Annotated in this window: 14 protein-coding genes and 1 riboswitch; of the genes, 12 read left to right on the forward strand and 2 right to left on the reverse strand. The window is 69.9% G+C overall.

Annotated features, from left to right (window positions below):
• The first annotated feature begins 35 nt into the window (after window positions 1-35).
• The 12 genes from MAA44156_RS07545 to gcvP all read left to right on the forward strand — a co-directional run bounded on the left by MAA44156_RS07545 (window position 36) and on the right by gcvP (window position 13549).
• A complete protein-coding gene (locus MAA44156_RS07545; RefSeq protein ID WP_009977027.1) occupies window positions 36-1679 on the forward strand; it encodes an acetolactate synthase in 1644 nt (547 codons plus the stop codon).
• A gap of 52 nt (window positions 1680-1731) precedes the next feature.
• Complete coding sequence (gene secA2, locus MAA44156_RS07550; protein ID WP_009977026.1) at window positions 1732-4065, forward strand: accessory Sec system translocase SecA2; 2334 nt, start codon at window positions 1732-1734, stop codon at window positions 4063-4065.
• A gap of 54 nt (window positions 4066-4119) precedes the next feature.
• Entirely contained in the window at window positions 4120-4749 is a 630-nt protein-coding gene (locus MAA44156_RS07555; protein WP_009977024.1) for a CDP-alcohol phosphatidyltransferase family protein, read from the forward strand.
• Entirely contained in the window at window positions 4742-5668 is a 927-nt protein-coding gene (locus MAA44156_RS07560; RefSeq protein ID WP_003876503.1) for a DUF881 domain-containing protein, read from the forward strand. Before MAA44156_RS07555 ends, MAA44156_RS07560 begins: the two co-directional genes overlap by 8 nt.
• A gap of 61 nt (window positions 5669-5729) precedes the next feature.
• Window positions 5730-6062, forward strand: coding sequence for a small basic family protein (locus MAA44156_RS07565; protein ID WP_003876504.1), 333 nt, complete (start codon window positions 5730-5732; stop codon window positions 6060-6062).
• Window positions 6063-6069: 7 nt separating this feature from the next.
• Window positions 6070-6903 carry a DUF881 domain-containing protein gene (locus MAA44156_RS07570; RefSeq protein ID WP_009977022.1) on the forward strand — a complete coding sequence of 278 codons (834 nt, stop codon included), beginning with the start codon at window positions 6070-6072 and terminating at the stop codon, window positions 6901-6903.
• Window positions 6904-6929: 26 nt separating this feature from the next.
• Complete coding sequence (gene gcvH / locus MAA44156_RS07575; protein WP_009977021.1) at window positions 6930-7328, forward strand: glycine cleavage system protein GcvH; 399 nt, start codon at window positions 6930-6932, stop codon at window positions 7326-7328.
• A 319-nt stretch (window positions 7329-7647) separates the two neighbouring features.
• Complete coding sequence (garA, locus tag MAA44156_RS07580; RefSeq protein WP_009977020.1) at window positions 7648-8118, forward strand: glycogen accumulation regulator GarA; 471 nt, start codon at window positions 7648-7650, stop codon at window positions 8116-8118.
• Window positions 8118-8870: a transcriptional regulator FtsR gene (gene ftsR / locus MAA44156_RS07585; protein WP_009977019.1), complete on the forward strand. Its 753-nt coding sequence runs from the start codon at window positions 8118-8120 to the stop codon at window positions 8868-8870. Before garA ends, ftsR begins: the two co-directional genes overlap by 1 nt.
• Before the next feature lie 112 nt (window positions 8871-8982).
• Complete coding sequence (locus MAA44156_RS07590) at window positions 8983-9477, forward strand: bifunctional nuclease family protein (protein ID WP_003876509.1); 495 nt, start codon at window positions 8983-8985, stop codon at window positions 9475-9477.
• Between the two features lie 283 nt (window positions 9478-9760).
• Complete coding sequence (locus MAA44156_RS07595) at window positions 9761-10390, forward strand: MerR family transcriptional regulator (protein ID WP_003876510.1); 630 nt, start codon at window positions 9761-9763, stop codon at window positions 10388-10390.
• A gap of 59 nt (window positions 10391-10449) precedes the next feature.
• Window positions 10450-10547, forward strand: a riboswitch (glycine riboswitch).
• Between the two features lie 176 nt (window positions 10548-10723).
• Window positions 10724-13549, forward strand: a complete 2826-nt coding sequence (gene gcvP / locus MAA44156_RS07600; protein WP_009977018.1) for an aminomethyl-transferring glycine dehydrogenase — start codon at window positions 10724-10726, stop codon at window positions 13547-13549.
• A gap of 27 nt (window positions 13550-13576) precedes the next feature.
• Here gcvP and MAA44156_RS07605 read toward each other — a convergent pair whose 3' ends face one another.
• Both MAA44156_RS07605 and MAA44156_RS07610 read right to left on the reverse strand, forming a co-directional pair.
• A complete protein-coding gene (locus MAA44156_RS07605) occupies window positions 13577-14221 on the reverse strand; it encodes a TetR/AcrR family transcriptional regulator (protein WP_009977016.1) in 645 nt (214 codons plus the stop codon).
• Window positions 14222-14276: 55 nt separating this feature from the next.
• Window positions 14277-15254 (reverse strand): oxygenase MpaB family protein, encoded by a 978-nt coding sequence (locus tag MAA44156_RS07610; protein WP_009977014.1) that lies wholly within the window; start codon window positions 15252-15254, stop codon window positions 14277-14279.
• Between the last annotated feature and the right edge of the window lie 246 nt (window positions 15255-15500).

A 15500-nucleotide genomic window follows, 5' to 3' on the forward strand; every position in this document is an offset into this window, starting at 1 on the left:
CGAAGGTACCGGACGGATCTGGATAGGCTGCGGTGATGACCAGTGACGCCACCCCCGCACCGACCCTGCACGCCGGCCGGCTGGTCGCGCGCCGGCTGCGGGCCAGCGGTGTCGACACCGTCTTCACGCTGTCCGGCGGCCACCTGTTCTCCATCTACGACGGCTGCCGCGACGAAGGCATTCGGCTGATCGACACCCGGCACGAACAGACCGCGACGTTCGCCGCCGAGGGCTGGTCGAAGGTGACCCGGCTGCCCGGGGTGGCCGCGCTGACCGCCGGACCCGGCGTCACCAACGGGATGAGCGCGATGGCCGCCGCGCAACAGAACTCCTCGCCGCTGGTGGTGCTGGGGGGCCGAGCGCCGGCGCAGCGGTGGGGCATGGGCTCGCTGCAGGAGATCGACCACGTGCCGTTCGTGGCGCCGCTGGCCCGTTTCGCCGCCACCGCGCAATCGGCCGCCGACGCCGGCCGGCTGGTCGACGACGCCTTGCGCGCGGCCGTCGGTGCCCCGTCCGGCGTGGGCTTCGTGGACTTCCCGATGGACCACGTCTTCTCCATGGCCGAGGACGACGGCCGCCCCGGGGCGCTCGTCGACCTGCCGCGCGAACCCGAACCCGACGGCGCCGCGCTGGGCCGGGCCGCCGGCCTGCTGTCCGGCGCGAAGCGGCCGGTGATCATGGCGGGCACCAACGTCTGGTGGGGGCACGGGGAAGCGGCCCTGCTGCGGCTGGCCGAGGAACTGGCCACCCCGGTGCTGATGAACGGGATGGCGCGCGGGGCGGTGCCCGCCGACCATCCGCTGGCCTTCTCCCGCGTTCGCGGAAAAGCGTTGGGGGAGGCCGATGTCGCGCTGATCGTCGGGGTGCCCATGGATTTCCGGCTCGGTTTCGGCGCGGTGTTCGGGCCGCACACCCGGCTGATCGTGGCCGACCGGGTGGCGCCCGAGCGCAAGCATCCCCGGCCCGTCGAGGCGCAGCTGTACGGCGACCTGATGACGATCCTGGCCGCGTTGGCCACCGCGGGTGGGGGCGACCACCGGGACTGGATCGACGAACTGCGCACGGCCGAGACGGCGGCGCGCGCCGCCGAGCAGGCCGAGCTGGCCGACGACCGCGTCCCGCTGCATCCGATGCGGGTGTACGCGGAGCTGGCGCCGATGCTGGACCGCGACGCCATCGTCGTCATCGACGCTGGCGACTTCGGCTCCTACGCCGGGCGGGTGATCGACAGCTACCGGCCGGGCTGCTGGCTGGACAGCGGCCCCTTCGGCTGCCTGGGGTCGGGACCCGGCTACGCGCTGGCCGCCAAGCTGGCCCGGCCGGAGCGCCAGGTGGTGCTGCTGCAGGGCGACGGCGCGTTCGGCTTCAGCGGCATGGAATGGGACACCCTGGTCCGCCACCGGGTGCCGGTGGTCTCGGTGATCGGCAACAACGGGATCTGGGCGCTGGAAAAGCATCCAATGGAGCAGCTGTACGGCTATTCGGTGGTGGCCGAGCTGCGCCCGGGCACCCGCTACGACGAGGTGGCGCGCGCGCTGGGCGGCCACGGCGAGTTGGTCGCCGCGCCGGGCGAGCTGCGACCGGCGCTGGAACGCGCCTTCGCCAGCGGCCTGCCCGCCGTCGTCAACGTGCTCACCGACCCCACGGTCGCCTACCCGCGGCGGTCGAACCTGGCCTGACGGGCGTGTCGGGTGCGAACACGCGGGCTCGCCCCACCGGTACCGTTGACCTGTGCCTAAGACGAACCGCGCTCAACCCGGCCGGCTGAGCAGCCGATTCTGGCGCCTGCTCGGCGCCAGCACGGAAAAGAACCGCAGCCGTTCGCTCACCCTGGTGACCGACTCGTCGGAATACGACGACGAGGCCGCCGGGCTGACCGACGAGCAGCTGCGCAAGGCCGCCGGGCTGCTCAACCTGGAGGATCTCGCCGAGTCCGAGGACATCCCACAGTTCCTGGCCATCGCCCGGGAGGCCGCCGAGCGGGCAACGGGCTTGCGCCCATTTGATGTGCAGCTGCTTGGGGCCTTGCGCATGCTGGCCGGCGACGTGATCGAGATGGCCACCGGCGAGGGCAAGACCCTGGCCGGGGCGATCGCGGCGGCCGGCTACGCGCTGGCCGGCCGGCACGTGCACGTGGTGACCATCAACGACTACCTGGCCCGCCGCGACGCGGAATGGATGGGCCCGCTGATCGAGGCGATGGGGCTCACGGTCGGCTGGATCACCGCCGAGTCGTCCAGCGAGGAGCGCCGGGCCGCCTACGGCTGCGACGTCACCTACGCCTCGGTCAACGAGATCGGCTTCGACGTGCTGCGCGATCAGCTGGTGACCGACGTCGCGGACCTGGTCTCGCCCAACCCCGACGTGGCGCTGATCGACGAGGCCGACTCGGTGCTGGTCGACGAGGCGCTGGTGCCGCTGGTGCTGGCCGGCACGACGCACCGCGAGACGCCGCGGCTGGAGATCATCAAGCTGGTCGGCGAGCTGGAGGCCGGCACCGACTACGACACCGACGCCGACAGCCGCAACGTGCATCTCACCGACGTCGGCGCGCGCAAGGTGGAGAAGGCGCTCGGCGGCATCGACCTGTACTCCGAGGAGCACGTCGGCACCACCCTGACCGAGGTCAACGTCGCGCTGCACGCGCACGTGCTGTTGCAGCGCGACGTGCACTACATCGTCCGCGACGACGCGGTGCACCTGATCAACGCCTCGCGCGGGCGGATCGCGCAGCTGCAGCGCTGGCCGGACGGCCTGCAGGCCGCCGTCGAGGCCAAGGAGGGCATCGAGACCACCGAAACCGGGGAGGTGCTCGACACCATCACCGTGCAGGCGTTGATCAACCGGTACGCCACGGTGTGCGGCATGACCGGCACCGCGCTGGCCGCCGGTGAGCAGCTGCGCCAGTTCTACAAGCTCGGTGTGTCGCCGATTCCGCCGAACAAACCCAACATCCGCGAAGACGAGGCCGACCGCGTCTACATCACGGCGGCCGCCAAGAACGACGCCATCGTCGAGCACATCATCGAGGTCCACGAAACCGGGCAGCCGGTGCTGGTGGGCACCCGCGACGTGGCCGAATCCGAGGAGCTGCACGAGCGGCTGCTGCGCCGCGGCGTGCCGGCGGTGGTGCTCAACGCCAAGAACGACGCCGAGGAGGCCCAGGTGATCGCCGAGGCCGGCAAGTTCGGGGTGGTGACGGTGTCCACCCAGATGGCCGGGCGCGGCACCGACATCCGGCTCGGCGGCTCCGACGAGGCCGACCACGACCGGGTCGCCGAGCTGGGCGGGCTGCACGTGGTGGGCACCGGCCGGCACCACACCGAGCGGCTGGACAACCAGCTGCGCGGGCGCGCCGGCCGGCAGGGCGACCCGGGGTCGTCGGTGTTCTTCTCCAGCTGGGAGGACGACGTCGTGGCGGCCAACCTCGACCGCAACAAGCTGCCGATGGAAACCGACCCGGAAACGGGCGACGGCCGGATCGTCAGCCCCAAGGCCGCCGGGCTGCTCGATCACGCCCAGCGCGTCGCCGAGGGCCGCATGCTGGACGTGCACGCGAACACCTGGCGCTACAACCAGCTGATTGCCCAGCAGCGCGCGATCATCGTGGACCGCCGTAACACGTTGCTGCGCACCGCAACCGCGCGTGAGGAGCTGGCCGAGCTGGCGCCGAAGCGCTACCGGGAGCTGGCCGAGGAGATCCCCGAGGAACGCCTGGAAACCATCTGCCGGCACATCATGCTCTACCACCTCGACCGCGGCTGGGCCGACCATCTGGCGTACCTGGCCGACATCCGCGAGAGCATCCACCTGCGGGCGCTGGGCCGGCAGAATCCGCTGGACGAATTCCACCGGTTGGCGGTCGACGCGTTCGCGTCGCTGGCCGCCGACGCGATCGAGGCGGCCCAGCAGACGTTCGAAACCGCCAACGTGCTCGAGGACGAGCCGGGCCTGGATCTGTCGAAGCTGGCCCGGCCGACGTCGACGTGGACGTACATGGTCAACGACAACCCGCTGTCGGACGACACGCTGTCCACCCTGAGCCTGCCCGGGGTGTTCCGCTAGCCGGTGCGCGGCCAGCCGCGCACGGAGCGCCGCGCTTGGCTAATGTCACGGCACATGGAGCCGGTGCTTCCACCCAACCGGGTGCTGACGGTGCCCAACGCGCTCAGCGCGGTCCGCCTGGCGCTCGTCCCCGTGTTCGTCTACGCGTTGCTGGTCGCCCACGCCAATGGGTGGGCGGTGGCGATCCTGATGTTCAGCGGCGCCTCGGACTGGGCCGACGGCAAAATCGCCCGGCTGCTCAACCAGTCCTCGCGGCTGGGTGTGCTGCTCGACCCCGCGGTGGACCGCCTCTACATGGTGGTCGTGCCTGTCGTGCTGGCGTTGAGCGGCATCGTGCCGTGGTGGTTCGTCGTCGTCCTGCTCGTCCGCGACGGCCTGTTGGCCGCCACGCTGCCGCTGCTGTGGAGCCGCGGCCTGTCGGCACTGCCGGTGACCTACATCGGCAAGGCGGCGACGTTCGCGTTGATGTGCGGGTTCCCGCTGGTGCTGTTGGGCACCTGGGACGCGTTGTGGAGCCGCGTGGTGGGCGCCTGCGGCTGGGCCTTCCTGATCTGGGGCCTGTACGCGTACCTGTGGGCGTTCGCGCAGTACGCGGTGCAGATGACGCTGGTGGTGCGCCGGATGCCCAAGGTCGACCGCGCGTCGCGCCCGTCGACCATGGCGAAGGTCGTCGACCATGGCTGACGTGGACCGCGCGCTCGGCGGCTATGACCCCAACGCCGGTCACAGCGCGCACCTGGCGGCGCGCCCGCAGCGGATTCCGGTGCCCTCGCTGCTGCGCGCCCTGCTCTCCGAGCATCTCGATCCCGGCTACGCCGCGGCGGCGGCCAAACGCGGCGCCGTCGACGAAACGCGCAACCGGCGCCCGCGGGTGTCCGGCTGGCTGTGGCAGGCGCTGGCGGCGCTGCTGATCGCCACCGTCTTCGCGGCCGCGGTCGCCCAGGCCCGCTCGGTGGCCCCCGGGGTGCGCAGCGCGCAGCAGCTGCTGCTGGGCAATGTGCGGGCCACGGAAGGCTCGGCGGCGAAGTTGGCGCAGCGGCGCAACGAGCTGTCGGCGAAGGTCGACGACGTGCAGCGGCACGCCCTGGCCGACGACGCCGAGGGGCAGCGGCTGCTCAAACGCCTCGACGCGCTCGGCCTGGCGGCGGCCAGCACGGCGGTGATCGGCCCCGGCCTGAAGGTCACGGTGACCGATCCGGGCGCCGGCCCGAACCTTTCGGACGTGTCCAAGCAGCGGGTCAGCGGCAGCAGGCAGATCATCTTGGACCGCGACCTGCAGCTGGTGGTCAACTCGTTGTGGGCCGGCGGCGCCGAGGCCGTCTCGGTCGGCGGCGTGCGGATCGGCCCGACCGTGACCATCCGGCAGGCCGGCGGCGCGATCCTGGTGGACAACAACCCGACCAGCAGCCCCTACACGATCCTGGCGATCGGGCCGCCGCACGCGCTGCGCGACGCCTTCGACACCAGCCCGGGGATGCAGCGGCTGAGGCTGCTGCAGATCTCCTACGGCGTGGTGGTTACCGTGGATGTCGCCGACGGACTAACGCTGCCTGCCGGATCGGTCCGGGATGTCAAGTTCGCCAAGCAGATTGGGCCACAGTGAGAAGAATCCCGAACAGCTTCCCATTCCGGTTTCCCTTCCGGCGCGACACGGGAAGCCGCGCATGATCGGTATCGCGGCACTGGCGATCGGCATCGTGCTGGGCCTGGTGTTCCATCCGTCGGTGCCCGAGGTCGTGCAGCCCTACCTGCCGATCGCGGTGGTCGCGGCGCTGGACGCGGTGTTCGGCGGTCTGCGTGCGTATCTGGAACGCATCTTCGATCCGAAGGTGTTCGTGATCTCGTTCGTGTTCAACGTCTTCGTCGCCGCGCTGATCGTCTACGTCGGCGACCAGCTGGGGGTGGGCACCCAGTTGTCGACGGCCATCATCGTGGTGCTGGGTATCCGCATCTTCGGCAACGCCGCGGCGCTGCGCCGCAGGCTGTTCGGCGCATGAGGTGAACATGAGTCACGACCCGCCGGATCGCCCGGCCGACCCGCCGGATCAGGGTGCGGCGCACGGGCGCCACGAACTGCCGGGAAAGCAGCCCCGCCCGGCGATCGGGCCGCTGCGCCGCACCGGGTTGTCCGGGATGCTGCGCGGGGGCCGTTCCCGGTTCGGTTTCGGCACCCTGGCCGTGCTGTTGTGTCTGCTGCTGGGCATCGCGATCGTCACCCAGGTCCGCCAGACCGAATCGGGGGACTCGCTGGAGACGGCGCGGCCCGCGGACCTGTTGGTGTTGTTGGACTCGTTGCGGCAGCGCGAGGGCACGCTCAGCGCCGAGGTGAGCGAACTGCAGAACACGCTGAATTCACTTCAGGCGTCCGGCAATAACGACCAGGCCGCCATCCAGTCCGCGCAATCCCGGCTGGCGGCGCTGTCCATCCTGGTCGGCGCGGTGGGCGCCACCGGGCCCGGTGTCACCGTCACGATCGACGACCCCGCGCCGGGAGTGTCCCCCGAGGCGCTGCTCGACGTGGTCAACGAGCTGCGCGCCGCCGGCGCCGAGGCGCTCGAAGTCAACGACGCGCACCAGTCGGTGCGGGTGGGTGTGGACACCTGGGTGGCGGGTACGCCGGGGTCGTTGACCATCGACTCGAAAACGCTGTCGCCGTCGTATTCGATTCTGGCGATTGGCGATCCGCCCACCCTGGCCGCGGCCATGAACATTCCCGGTGGCGCCCAGGACACCGTCAAGCGGGTGGGCGGACGGATGTCCGTCCAGCAGGCCGACCGGGTGGACGTGACCACCTTGCGGCAACCAAAACCGCACCAATACGCTCAGCCCGTCAAGTGAGCAACTCCCGAACAGACAGGATCACCGTGAGCGACATCCCGCCCGACCTGCACTACACCGCCGAACACGAATGGGTTTGCCGAAGCGGTGATGACACCGTGCGGGTGGGCATCACCGACTTCGCCCAGTCGGCGTTGGGTGACGTCGTTTTCGTTCAGCTGCCCGAGGTGGGCGCGCAGCTGACCGCCGGGGAATCCTTCGGCGAGGTCGAATCCACGAAATCGGTGTCGGACCTCTACGCCCCGGTGTCGGGCACGGTGACGGCGGTCAACACCGACCTGGAAGGCAGCCCGCAGCTGGTCAACTCCGACCCGTACGGGGCCGGCTGGTTGCTGGATGTCCAGGTGTCCGACGCCGCCGCCTTGGAGTCGGCCATCACCGCACTGCTCGACGCCGAGGCCTACCGCGGAACGCTGACCGAATGACGGTTGCTAATGTCCCTGCAGCCCGCCCGGCCAAGCGAGCGGTGCGGCCGGCACACGGGGGAAATCAACGTTTCGGATCGTCAGGTGGTGGGCGCATTGCGGCGACGTGCGCGGTACCGTCGACACATCGATCGGTGAAGGGATCCGTGCAGCGATCCGTGAAGGACCATTGAAGACCGTTGAATGACACGTGTAAGACACTGAAACTACGAGACGGCAGTAATCGGCATACCGGGCGGACGAGCCCGGTGCGACGGCCGGCCGAGCGGCCCGGACAGACAACGCCACAGCGGCCAGTGAGGAGCAGCGCGTGACGGACATGGACTCTGGAAGTCAGGACCAGAACGGGGACGAAGTCACGGTAGAGACGACTTCCGTCTTCCGTGCCGACTTCCTCAACGAGCTGGACGCGCCCGCCCAGGCGGGCACCGAGAGCGCGGTCTCCGGGGTGGAGGGGTTGCCGGCGGGCTCGGCGTTGCTGGTCGTCAAGCGCGGACCCAATGCCGGATCGCGGTTTCTGCTCGACCAGGCCACCACCTCGGCGGGCCGGCACCCGGACAGCGACATTTTCCTCGACGACGTCACCGTCAGCCGCCGGCATGCCGAATTCAGGTTGGAAAACAACGAATTCAGCGTGGTCGACGTTGGTAGTCTCAACGGCACTTACGTCAACCGGGAACCCGTGGACTCCGCGGTGCTGGCCAACGGCGACGAAGTGCAGATCGGCAAGTTCCGCTTGGTGTTTTTGACCGGGCCCAAGCAAGGTGAGGACGGAGGATCTTCAGGCTAGTGAGCGCACCCGATAGCTCGGCGCTGGCCGGGATGTCGATCGGGGCGGTCCTGGAATTGTTGAGGCCGGACTTCCCCGATGTCACCATCTCCAAGATTCGCTTCTTGGAGGCCGAAGGGCTGGTGACGCCGCAACGGGCCGCGTCGGGGTATCGAAGGTTCACCGCGTACGACTGCGCGCGGTTGCGTTTCATCCTTACGGCGCAGCGCGATCACTACCTGCCGCTCAAGGTCATCCGGGCGCAGCTGGACGCCCAACCCGACGGCGAGCTGCCGGCCTTCAACACCCCCTACACCGCCCCCCGGCTGGTGTCGGTGGCCGGAACCGACGCCGGCGCCAACGCGGGCCTCGGCTCGGACACCTCGGCGGTGGCCCCGGCCCACGTCCGGCTCAGCCGCGAAGAGCTGCTGCGGCGCGCGGGCGTCGACGACGAACTGCTGACGGCGTTGCTCAAGGCCGGGATCATCACCACCGGGCCCGCCGGGTTCTTCGACGAGCACGCCGTCGTCATCCTGCAGTGCGCGCGGGCGCTGTCGGACTACGGCGTCGAGCCGCGGCATCTGCGCGCGTTCCGCTCGGCAGCCGACCGGCAGTCGGACCTGATCGCCCAAATCGCCGGGCCGGTAGGCAAAGCCGGCAAGGCGGGCGCCCGCGATCGCGCCGACGACTTGGCGCGTGAGGTTGCGGCGCTGGCCATTACGTTGCACACGTCGTTGATCAAATCCGCCGTTCGCGACGTTCTCGATCGCTGAGGACTAGACTTCGGTCGACAGCTTGGTTTCGGCAGTGGGGCGGATTTTTGACCTCGCCGTCGCTGGCGAGTACCAATTCAACCGGCGCCACTAATGCGGAGGGCAGACACAAATGGGTGAAGTTCGTGTTGTCGGCATTCGCGTAGAGCAGCCGCAAAACCAGCCGGTGTTGTTACTGCGCGAAACCAACGGTGACCGTTACCTGCCGATCTGGATCGGTCAGTCAGAGGCTGCCGCGATCGCCCTCGAGCAGCAAGGCGTTGAGCCGCCTCGCCCGTTGACGCACGATTTGATCAGGGATGTCATTGCCGCGCTTGGACATTCGCTGAAAGAGGTGCGGATCGTCGATCTGCAGGAGGGGACTTTCTACGCCGACCTGGTGTTCGACCGCAACATCACGGTGTCGGCGCGCCCCTCGGATTCGGTGGCGATCGCGCTGCGCGTCGGTGTCCCCATCTACGTCGAGGAGGCGGTGCTGGCCCAGGCCGGGCTGCTGATTCCGGACGAGAGCGACGAGGAGGGCGGCACCGCCGTCCGCGAGGACGAGGTGGAGAAGTTCAAGGAATTCCTCGACAGCGTCTCGCCCGACGATTTCAAGGCCACCTAGACATCCGGCGCGCCCGCGACCAGCGCTTTGGGAACGACGCGGCGGCTGGATTAGCCTGGAGGGCGATATCACGGATGCGTCTCAACTGGCGGCGTGATGTCGACACGCTGGCGGATAGCTCGCCCACTTGGGCCCGCGACGGCCATACTTTGAGGACGACTTCAGGCGCGGCGGCTATCGACAAGCGTAAGCTCACTAGCACTCGGGCCTGAGCAGACGTGGCTGCGATGCAGCCTTGGAGACGCAGCCACCGACGAGAGCGCGATCGCGGGAAGGAACCACCGTGAGCGAGCAGCCACGCCAAGAGCAGCTCAATTTGGCCGAGGACGGGAATGCGGGCACCGGTGAGCGCAGCGTCACCGCGGCCGCCGCGCCGGTCCAGCCCGGATTGTTCCCCGACGACTCGGTGCCCGACGAACTCGTCGGCTACCGCGGCCCGAGCGCCTGCCAGATCGCCGGCATCACCTACCGGCAGCTGGATTACTGGGCCCGCACCTCGCTGGTGGTGCCGTCGATCCGCAGCGCGGCGGGCTCCGGCAGCCAGCGGCTCTACTCCTTCAAAGACATCCTCGTGCTCAAGATCGTCAAGCGGCTGCTCGACACCGGCATCTCGCTGCACAACATCCGGGTGGCCGTCGACCACCTGCGCCAGCGCGGGGTGGAGGATCTGGCCAACATCACCCTGTTCTCCGACGGCACCACCGTGTACGAGTGCACGTCGGCCGAGGAGGTCGTCGACCTGCTGCAGGGCGGGCAGGGCGTGTTCGGCATCGCGGTCTCCGGCGCCATGCGCGAGCTGACCGGCGTCATCGCGGACTTCCCCGGCGAGCGGGCCGACGGCGGCGAGTCGATCGCCGAGCCGGAGGACGAGCTGGCGTCCCGGCGCAAGCACCGCGACCGCAAGATCGGCTGATCACGCCCGGCGCCGCGCGCGTGGGCGGCCGGCGCGGGCGGGTAAACTGGGCGGCGCATCGCATTCGAGCGGGAGAGTTCCGTGACGGCCAGTCACGGACGCCGAAGGAGCAACACCTCTCCGTCAACCTCTCAGGCACCCGGACCGCACGAAACATGATGCCTCTGGAAAGCGGTGCCGGCCTTCGGGCCCGCACCCGCCGATGGGGAAAGGCGGCCGCGACAGCATCGGCCGCCGAATCTCTCAGGCGCCCGGCGAACGGGTGAAGACAGAGGGAGAGGACCACCGCAGCACCGCCGTCCTCGCCCCGAGCGTCTTCGTCAGGAGTTTCCCGTGCCCGACCACACCACTTTCGCCGCCCGGCACATCGGCCCGGACCCTCAGGCCGTCGCGGCCATGCTCGACGTCATCGGTGTCGGCTCGTTGGACGAGCTGGCCGCCAAGGCCGTTCCGGCCGGCATCCGCGACCGGCTCTCGGCCGACGGGATCGCGCCGGGCCTGGACCGGCTGCCGCCGCCGGCCAGCGAAACCGAGGCGCTGGCCGAGCTGCGCGGCCTGGCCGAGGCCAACACCGTCGCCGTGTCCATGATCGGGCAGGGCTACTACGACACGCTGACCCCGCCGGTGTTGCTGCGCAACATCCTGGAGAACCCCGCCTGGTACACCGCCTACACGCCGTATCAGCCGGAGATCAGCCAGGGCCGGCTGGAGGCGCTGCTGAACTTCCAGACCATGGTGGCCGATTTGACCGGCCTCGAGATCGCCAACGCCTCGATGCTCGACGAGGGCACAGCGGCCGCCGAGGCGATGACCCTGATGCACCGCGCATCTCGCGGCAAGTCCAACCGGCTGGCGGTGGACGTCGACGTGTTCGCCCAGACCGCGGCCATCGTGGCCACCCGGGCCCGGCCGCTGGGTATCGAGATCGTCACCGCCGACCTGCGCGACGGACTGCCCGACGGCGACTTCTTCGGCGTCATCGCCCAGCTGCCCGGCGCCAGCGGCGCGATCACCGACTGGGCCGCCCTGGTGGCGCAGGCGCACGAGCGCGGCGCGCTGGTGGCGCTCGGCGCCGACCTGCTGGCCTTGACCCTGATCACCCCGCCCGGCGAGATCGGCGCCGACGTGGCCTTCGGCACCACCCAAAGATTCGGTGTGCCAATGGGATTCGGCGGCCCGCACGCGGGATACCTGGCCGTGCACGCCAACCACGCCCGGCAGCTGCCGGGCCGGCTGGTCGGTGTCTCGCTGGACGCCGACGGTTCGCCGGCCTACCGGTTGGCGCTGCAGACCCGCGAGCAGCACATCCGCCGCGACAAGGCGACCAGCAACATCTGCACCGCGCAGGTGCTGCTGGCGGTGATGGCCGCCATGTACGCCAGCTACCACGGCGCTGAGGGGCTGACCGCGATCGCGCGCCGCGTGCACGGGCACGCCGAGGCGATCGCCGCCGCGCTGGGCACCGCGGTGGTGCACGACAGGTACTTCGACACCGTGCTGGCGCGGGTGCCGGGCCGGGCCCACGAGGTGATCGCCGCGGCCAAGGCCAGGGGCATCAACCTGTGGCGGGTCGACGACGACCACGTCTCGGTGGCCTGCGACGAGGCCACCACCGACGAACACGTCGCCGCGGTGCTCGAGGCGTTCGGCGTCGCACCCGCCGAGCCCGTCGCCAGCGAAATCGCTACCCGCACTTCGGAATTCCTTACCCATCCCGCCTTCACCCAGTACCGCACCGAGACGGCGATGATGCGCTACCTGCGCACCCTGGCCGACAAGGATATTGCGTTGGACCGCAGCATGATTCCGCTCGGCTCGTGCACCATGAAACTCAACGCCGCCGCCGAGATGGAGCCGATCACCTGGCCGGAGTTCGCCCGTCAGCACCCCTTCGCCCCGGCGTCCGACACGCCGGGGCTGCGCCGGCTCATCGGCGACCTGGAGAACTGGCTGGTGGCCATCACCGGCTACGACGCCGTCTCGCTGCAACCCAACGCCGGGTCGCAGGGCGAGTACGCCGGCCTGCTGGCCATCCACGACTACCACGCCAGCCGCGGGGAACCGCACCGCGACATCTGCCTCATCCCGTCCAGCGCGCACGGCACGAATGCCGCGTCGGCGGCCCTGGCCGGGATGCGGGTGGTGGTCGTGGGCTGCCACGACAACGGCGACGTCGACCTCGACGACCTGCGCGCGAAGGTCACCGACCACCGCGACCGGCTGTCGACGCTGATGATCACCTACCCGTCCACGCACGGCGTCTACGAGCACGACATCGCCGAGATCTGCGCGGCCGTCCACGACGCGGGCGGCCAGGTGTACATCGACGGCGCCAACCTCAACGCGCTGGTCGGGTTGGCCCGGCCGGGCAAGTTCGGCGGCGACGTCAGCCACCTGAACCTGCACAAGACGTTCTGCATCCCGCACGGCGGCGGCGGGCCGGGGGTGGGGCCGGTGGCGGTGCGCTCGCACCTGGCGCCGTTCTTGCCCGGGCATCCGCACGCCCCGGAGCTGCCGCAGGGGCATCCGGTGTCCTCGGCGCCCTACGGCTCGGCGTCGATCCTGCCGATCAGCTGGGCCTACATCAGGATGATGGGCGCCGACGGCCTGCGCGCGGCGTCGCTGACCGCGATCACCTCGGCCAACTACATCGCCCGGCGGCTCGACGAATACTTTCCGGTGCTCTACACCGGCGAGAACGGCATGGTGGCCCACGAGTGCATCCTGGACCTGCGTCCCATCACCAAGGCCACCGGCGTGACCGTCGACGATGTCGCAAAACGGTTGGCGGACTACGGTTTTCACGCTCCCACCATGAGCTTCCCGGTGGCCGGCACGCTGATGGTGGAGCCCACCGAGAGCGAAACCCTCACCGAGGTGGACGCCTTCTGCGACGCCATGATCGCCATCCGCGGCGAGATCGACCGGGTGGGTGCGGGGGAGTGGCCGGTGGAGGACAATCCGCTGCGCGGCGCCCCGCACACCGCCGAGTGCCTGGTGACCACCGACTGGGACCACCCGTACAGCCGCGAACAGGCGGCCTATCCGCTGGGCAAGGACTTCCGACCCAAGGTATGGCCGCCGGTGCGACGCATCGACGGCGCCTACGGCGACCGCAACCTGGTGTGCTCGTGCCCGCCGGTCGAGGCGTTCGCCTGACCCGTTCGTCTTGTGCCCGTTGCCCGATCAGCCGGGTAGCGCCGCCGGGGCCGGCAGCACCAGCGGCACCAGGTACCGGCGGGCGAAATCGCGGGCCTCGGCGAGGTTGTAGACCGGGATGACGGACTTGGGCGTCTCGATGAGCGAGATGATCAGCCGCCCGATCATCTCACCGACCACCTCGGTGTCGAGGTCGTCGGCCAGTTCACCGCGCTCCTGCCAGCGGCGCAACCAACTCGCGATGTAGGTGCGCGAGATGGCGATCAGATGCTCGTCGGTCAGGAACGCGGACAGCTCGCCGGCCGCGGGCGATTCCCGGATGCTGCGGGTCAGCAGCTTGGGGGCCGACGCTTCGTGGACGAACGCGGCGAACACCTCGGCGATGCCTTCCTCGGCGCTCGCCGCGCGGCCCGCGACGTCGGAGATCAGGGTGCTCAGCCGCACGGATTCGTCGATGATGGTCAGGCGCACCAGGTTTCGCTTGTGCCGGAAGCGGCGGTAGACGGTGGCCACGCCGACGCCGGCCGCGTCGGCGATGTCCTGCATGGTGGTGTTGGAGAAGCCGCGCTCGGTGAAACAGGTGCGCGCCGCGGTGACGATGGTGCGGGCGGTCGGATCGAGGGTGGCCAGGCCGTCGGGCAGCAAGCCGAGCAGCATCGCGGGGTCAACCATCTGGCCTCCAGCCGATCGGGGTCTCGACGCGGTATCGGGACTCATCCTGCCGAATCTAACCGCGGCCCGGCGCGGCGAACGAATCCAGCAACACCGAACGATAGCGGTCGCGCAGCCGCTCGTACTGGTACCGGTTGTACGCCAAGGGCTCCAGGGTGAGCCGGCGCGGCAGCCATCGCCAGCCCAGCTGCAGCGCAGCGACGTAGACGGCGAACTCGGCCTGCTCCCGCGCGCCCCAGCGCACCCCGAGCAGCCGGCGCATGGTGGGGTGGGCGACCGCGGCCGAGCACACCACCACCGGCCGCGCGGCCAGCGAGGTCAGCACCGGCCAGACCAGTCGCAGCACCGGCCGCAGCTGGCGAGGCAACAGCCCCGGGACCGGTGGCGCCACGAAGCTGCGGCTGGCGAATTGCAGAAACTCGTTGTCCGCCAAGTGTTTTGCGGCGACGGTGTCGTAGTAGTCGAGCATCTCGTCCAGGGTGGCCGGCAGCTTGCCCTGCTTGCTGGGCAGCTCGAGGAATTGCAGTTCGCGGCGCAGCGTCTGATACACGACTTCCTTCTCGTCGGTGCTCAGCCGGCGCCCGCACACCCGCAGGTAAGCCTGATACAGCAGGTTGAGGCCGCTGACCGCCACCCAGGTCCACAACTCGGGGTCCAGGGCGCTGTAGCGGGTGTCGCTGAACGCCCCCTTGCCGGTGCCGCGCACGTCGCGATGCAGTCGTTTGAGGTCGGCCCGCGACGCCTCGACGTCGGAGCTGTCACCGAAGGCCGCAAGGGCGGTGAACGCGGCGCTGCGGATGCCGCGGTCGGTGAAATTGTCGGCGAACCGCCCGCTGCGGTCCACCGCCGCCGCGATCTCCCGATGCGCCACCTGGTCGAGGGCCAGCCGGCCGAAGGCCGCCGCCAACGGCGAGCCCGCGAACCACCGGACGTCCTCGGCCAACGCCCGGTGCGCGTCCGGCTGATCGGGTTCGGCCAGGGCCGTCGCCGCGGAATCGTTGCCGCGCCGGCTGATTCGGCTTGTCGTCGCCATACCGCTTCTCCTTGAGTGGGTGGGTGGGTGGTGGCCCGCGACGGTTGGCCCGGCCGGCCTGTCGCGCCTGCCCGGGTCAGCGTTGATAGAAATCCAATTTTGTTCTATCGCTGAGTGTGGCACAGACGGCGCCCGTGCGACAGAGGCTCGGCGCGATTTGTCCATGATTGCGCGCGATCCCGGCGGCGGGTCGCCCGCGGCCCCCGCGGGCGCGGTAGTCCCTAAGGCGCGGATCTATCACCGGCC

This window comes from Mycobacterium avium subsp. avium, assembly GCF_009741445.1.
GTDB classification, from domain to species: Bacteria; Actinomycetota; Actinomycetes; order Mycobacteriales; family Mycobacteriaceae; genus Mycobacterium; species Mycobacterium avium.

Bases quoted from the DNA above. Each gene is read 5' to 3' on its own strand.
- MAA44156_RS07545 (WP_009977027.1), top strand. From the start codon at position 36: ATGACCAGTGACGCCACCCCCGCACCGACCCTGCACGCCGGCCGGCTG.
- MAA44156_RS07555 (WP_009977024.1), top strand. From the start codon at position 4,120: ATGGAGCCGGTGCTTCCACCCAACCGGGTGCTGACGGTGCCCAACGCG.
- MAA44156_RS07560 (WP_003876503.1), top strand. From the start codon at position 4,742: ATGGCTGACGTGGACCGCGCGCTCGGCGGCTATGACCCCAACGCCGGT.
- MAA44156_RS07565 (WP_003876504.1), top strand. From the start codon at position 5,730: ATGATCGGTATCGCGGCACTGGCGATCGGCATCGTGCTGGGCCTGGTG.
- MAA44156_RS07570 (WP_009977022.1), top strand. From the start codon at position 6,070: ATGAGTCACGACCCGCCGGATCGCCCGGCCGACCCGCCGGATCAGGGT.
- garA (WP_009977020.1), top strand. From the start codon at position 7,648: ATGGACTCTGGAAGTCAGGACCAGAACGGGGACGAAGTCACGGTAGAG.
- MAA44156_RS07590 (WP_003876509.1), top strand. From the start codon at position 8,983: ATGGGTGAAGTTCGTGTTGTCGGCATTCGCGTAGAGCAGCCGCAAAAC.
- MAA44156_RS07605 (WP_009977016.1), bottom strand. From the start codon at position 14,221: ATGGTTGACCCCGCGATGCTGCTCGGCTTGCTGCCCGACGGCCTGGCC.
- MAA44156_RS07610 (WP_009977014.1), bottom strand. From the start codon at position 15,254: ATGGCGACGACAAGCCGAATCAGCCGGCGCGGCAACGATTCCGCGGCG.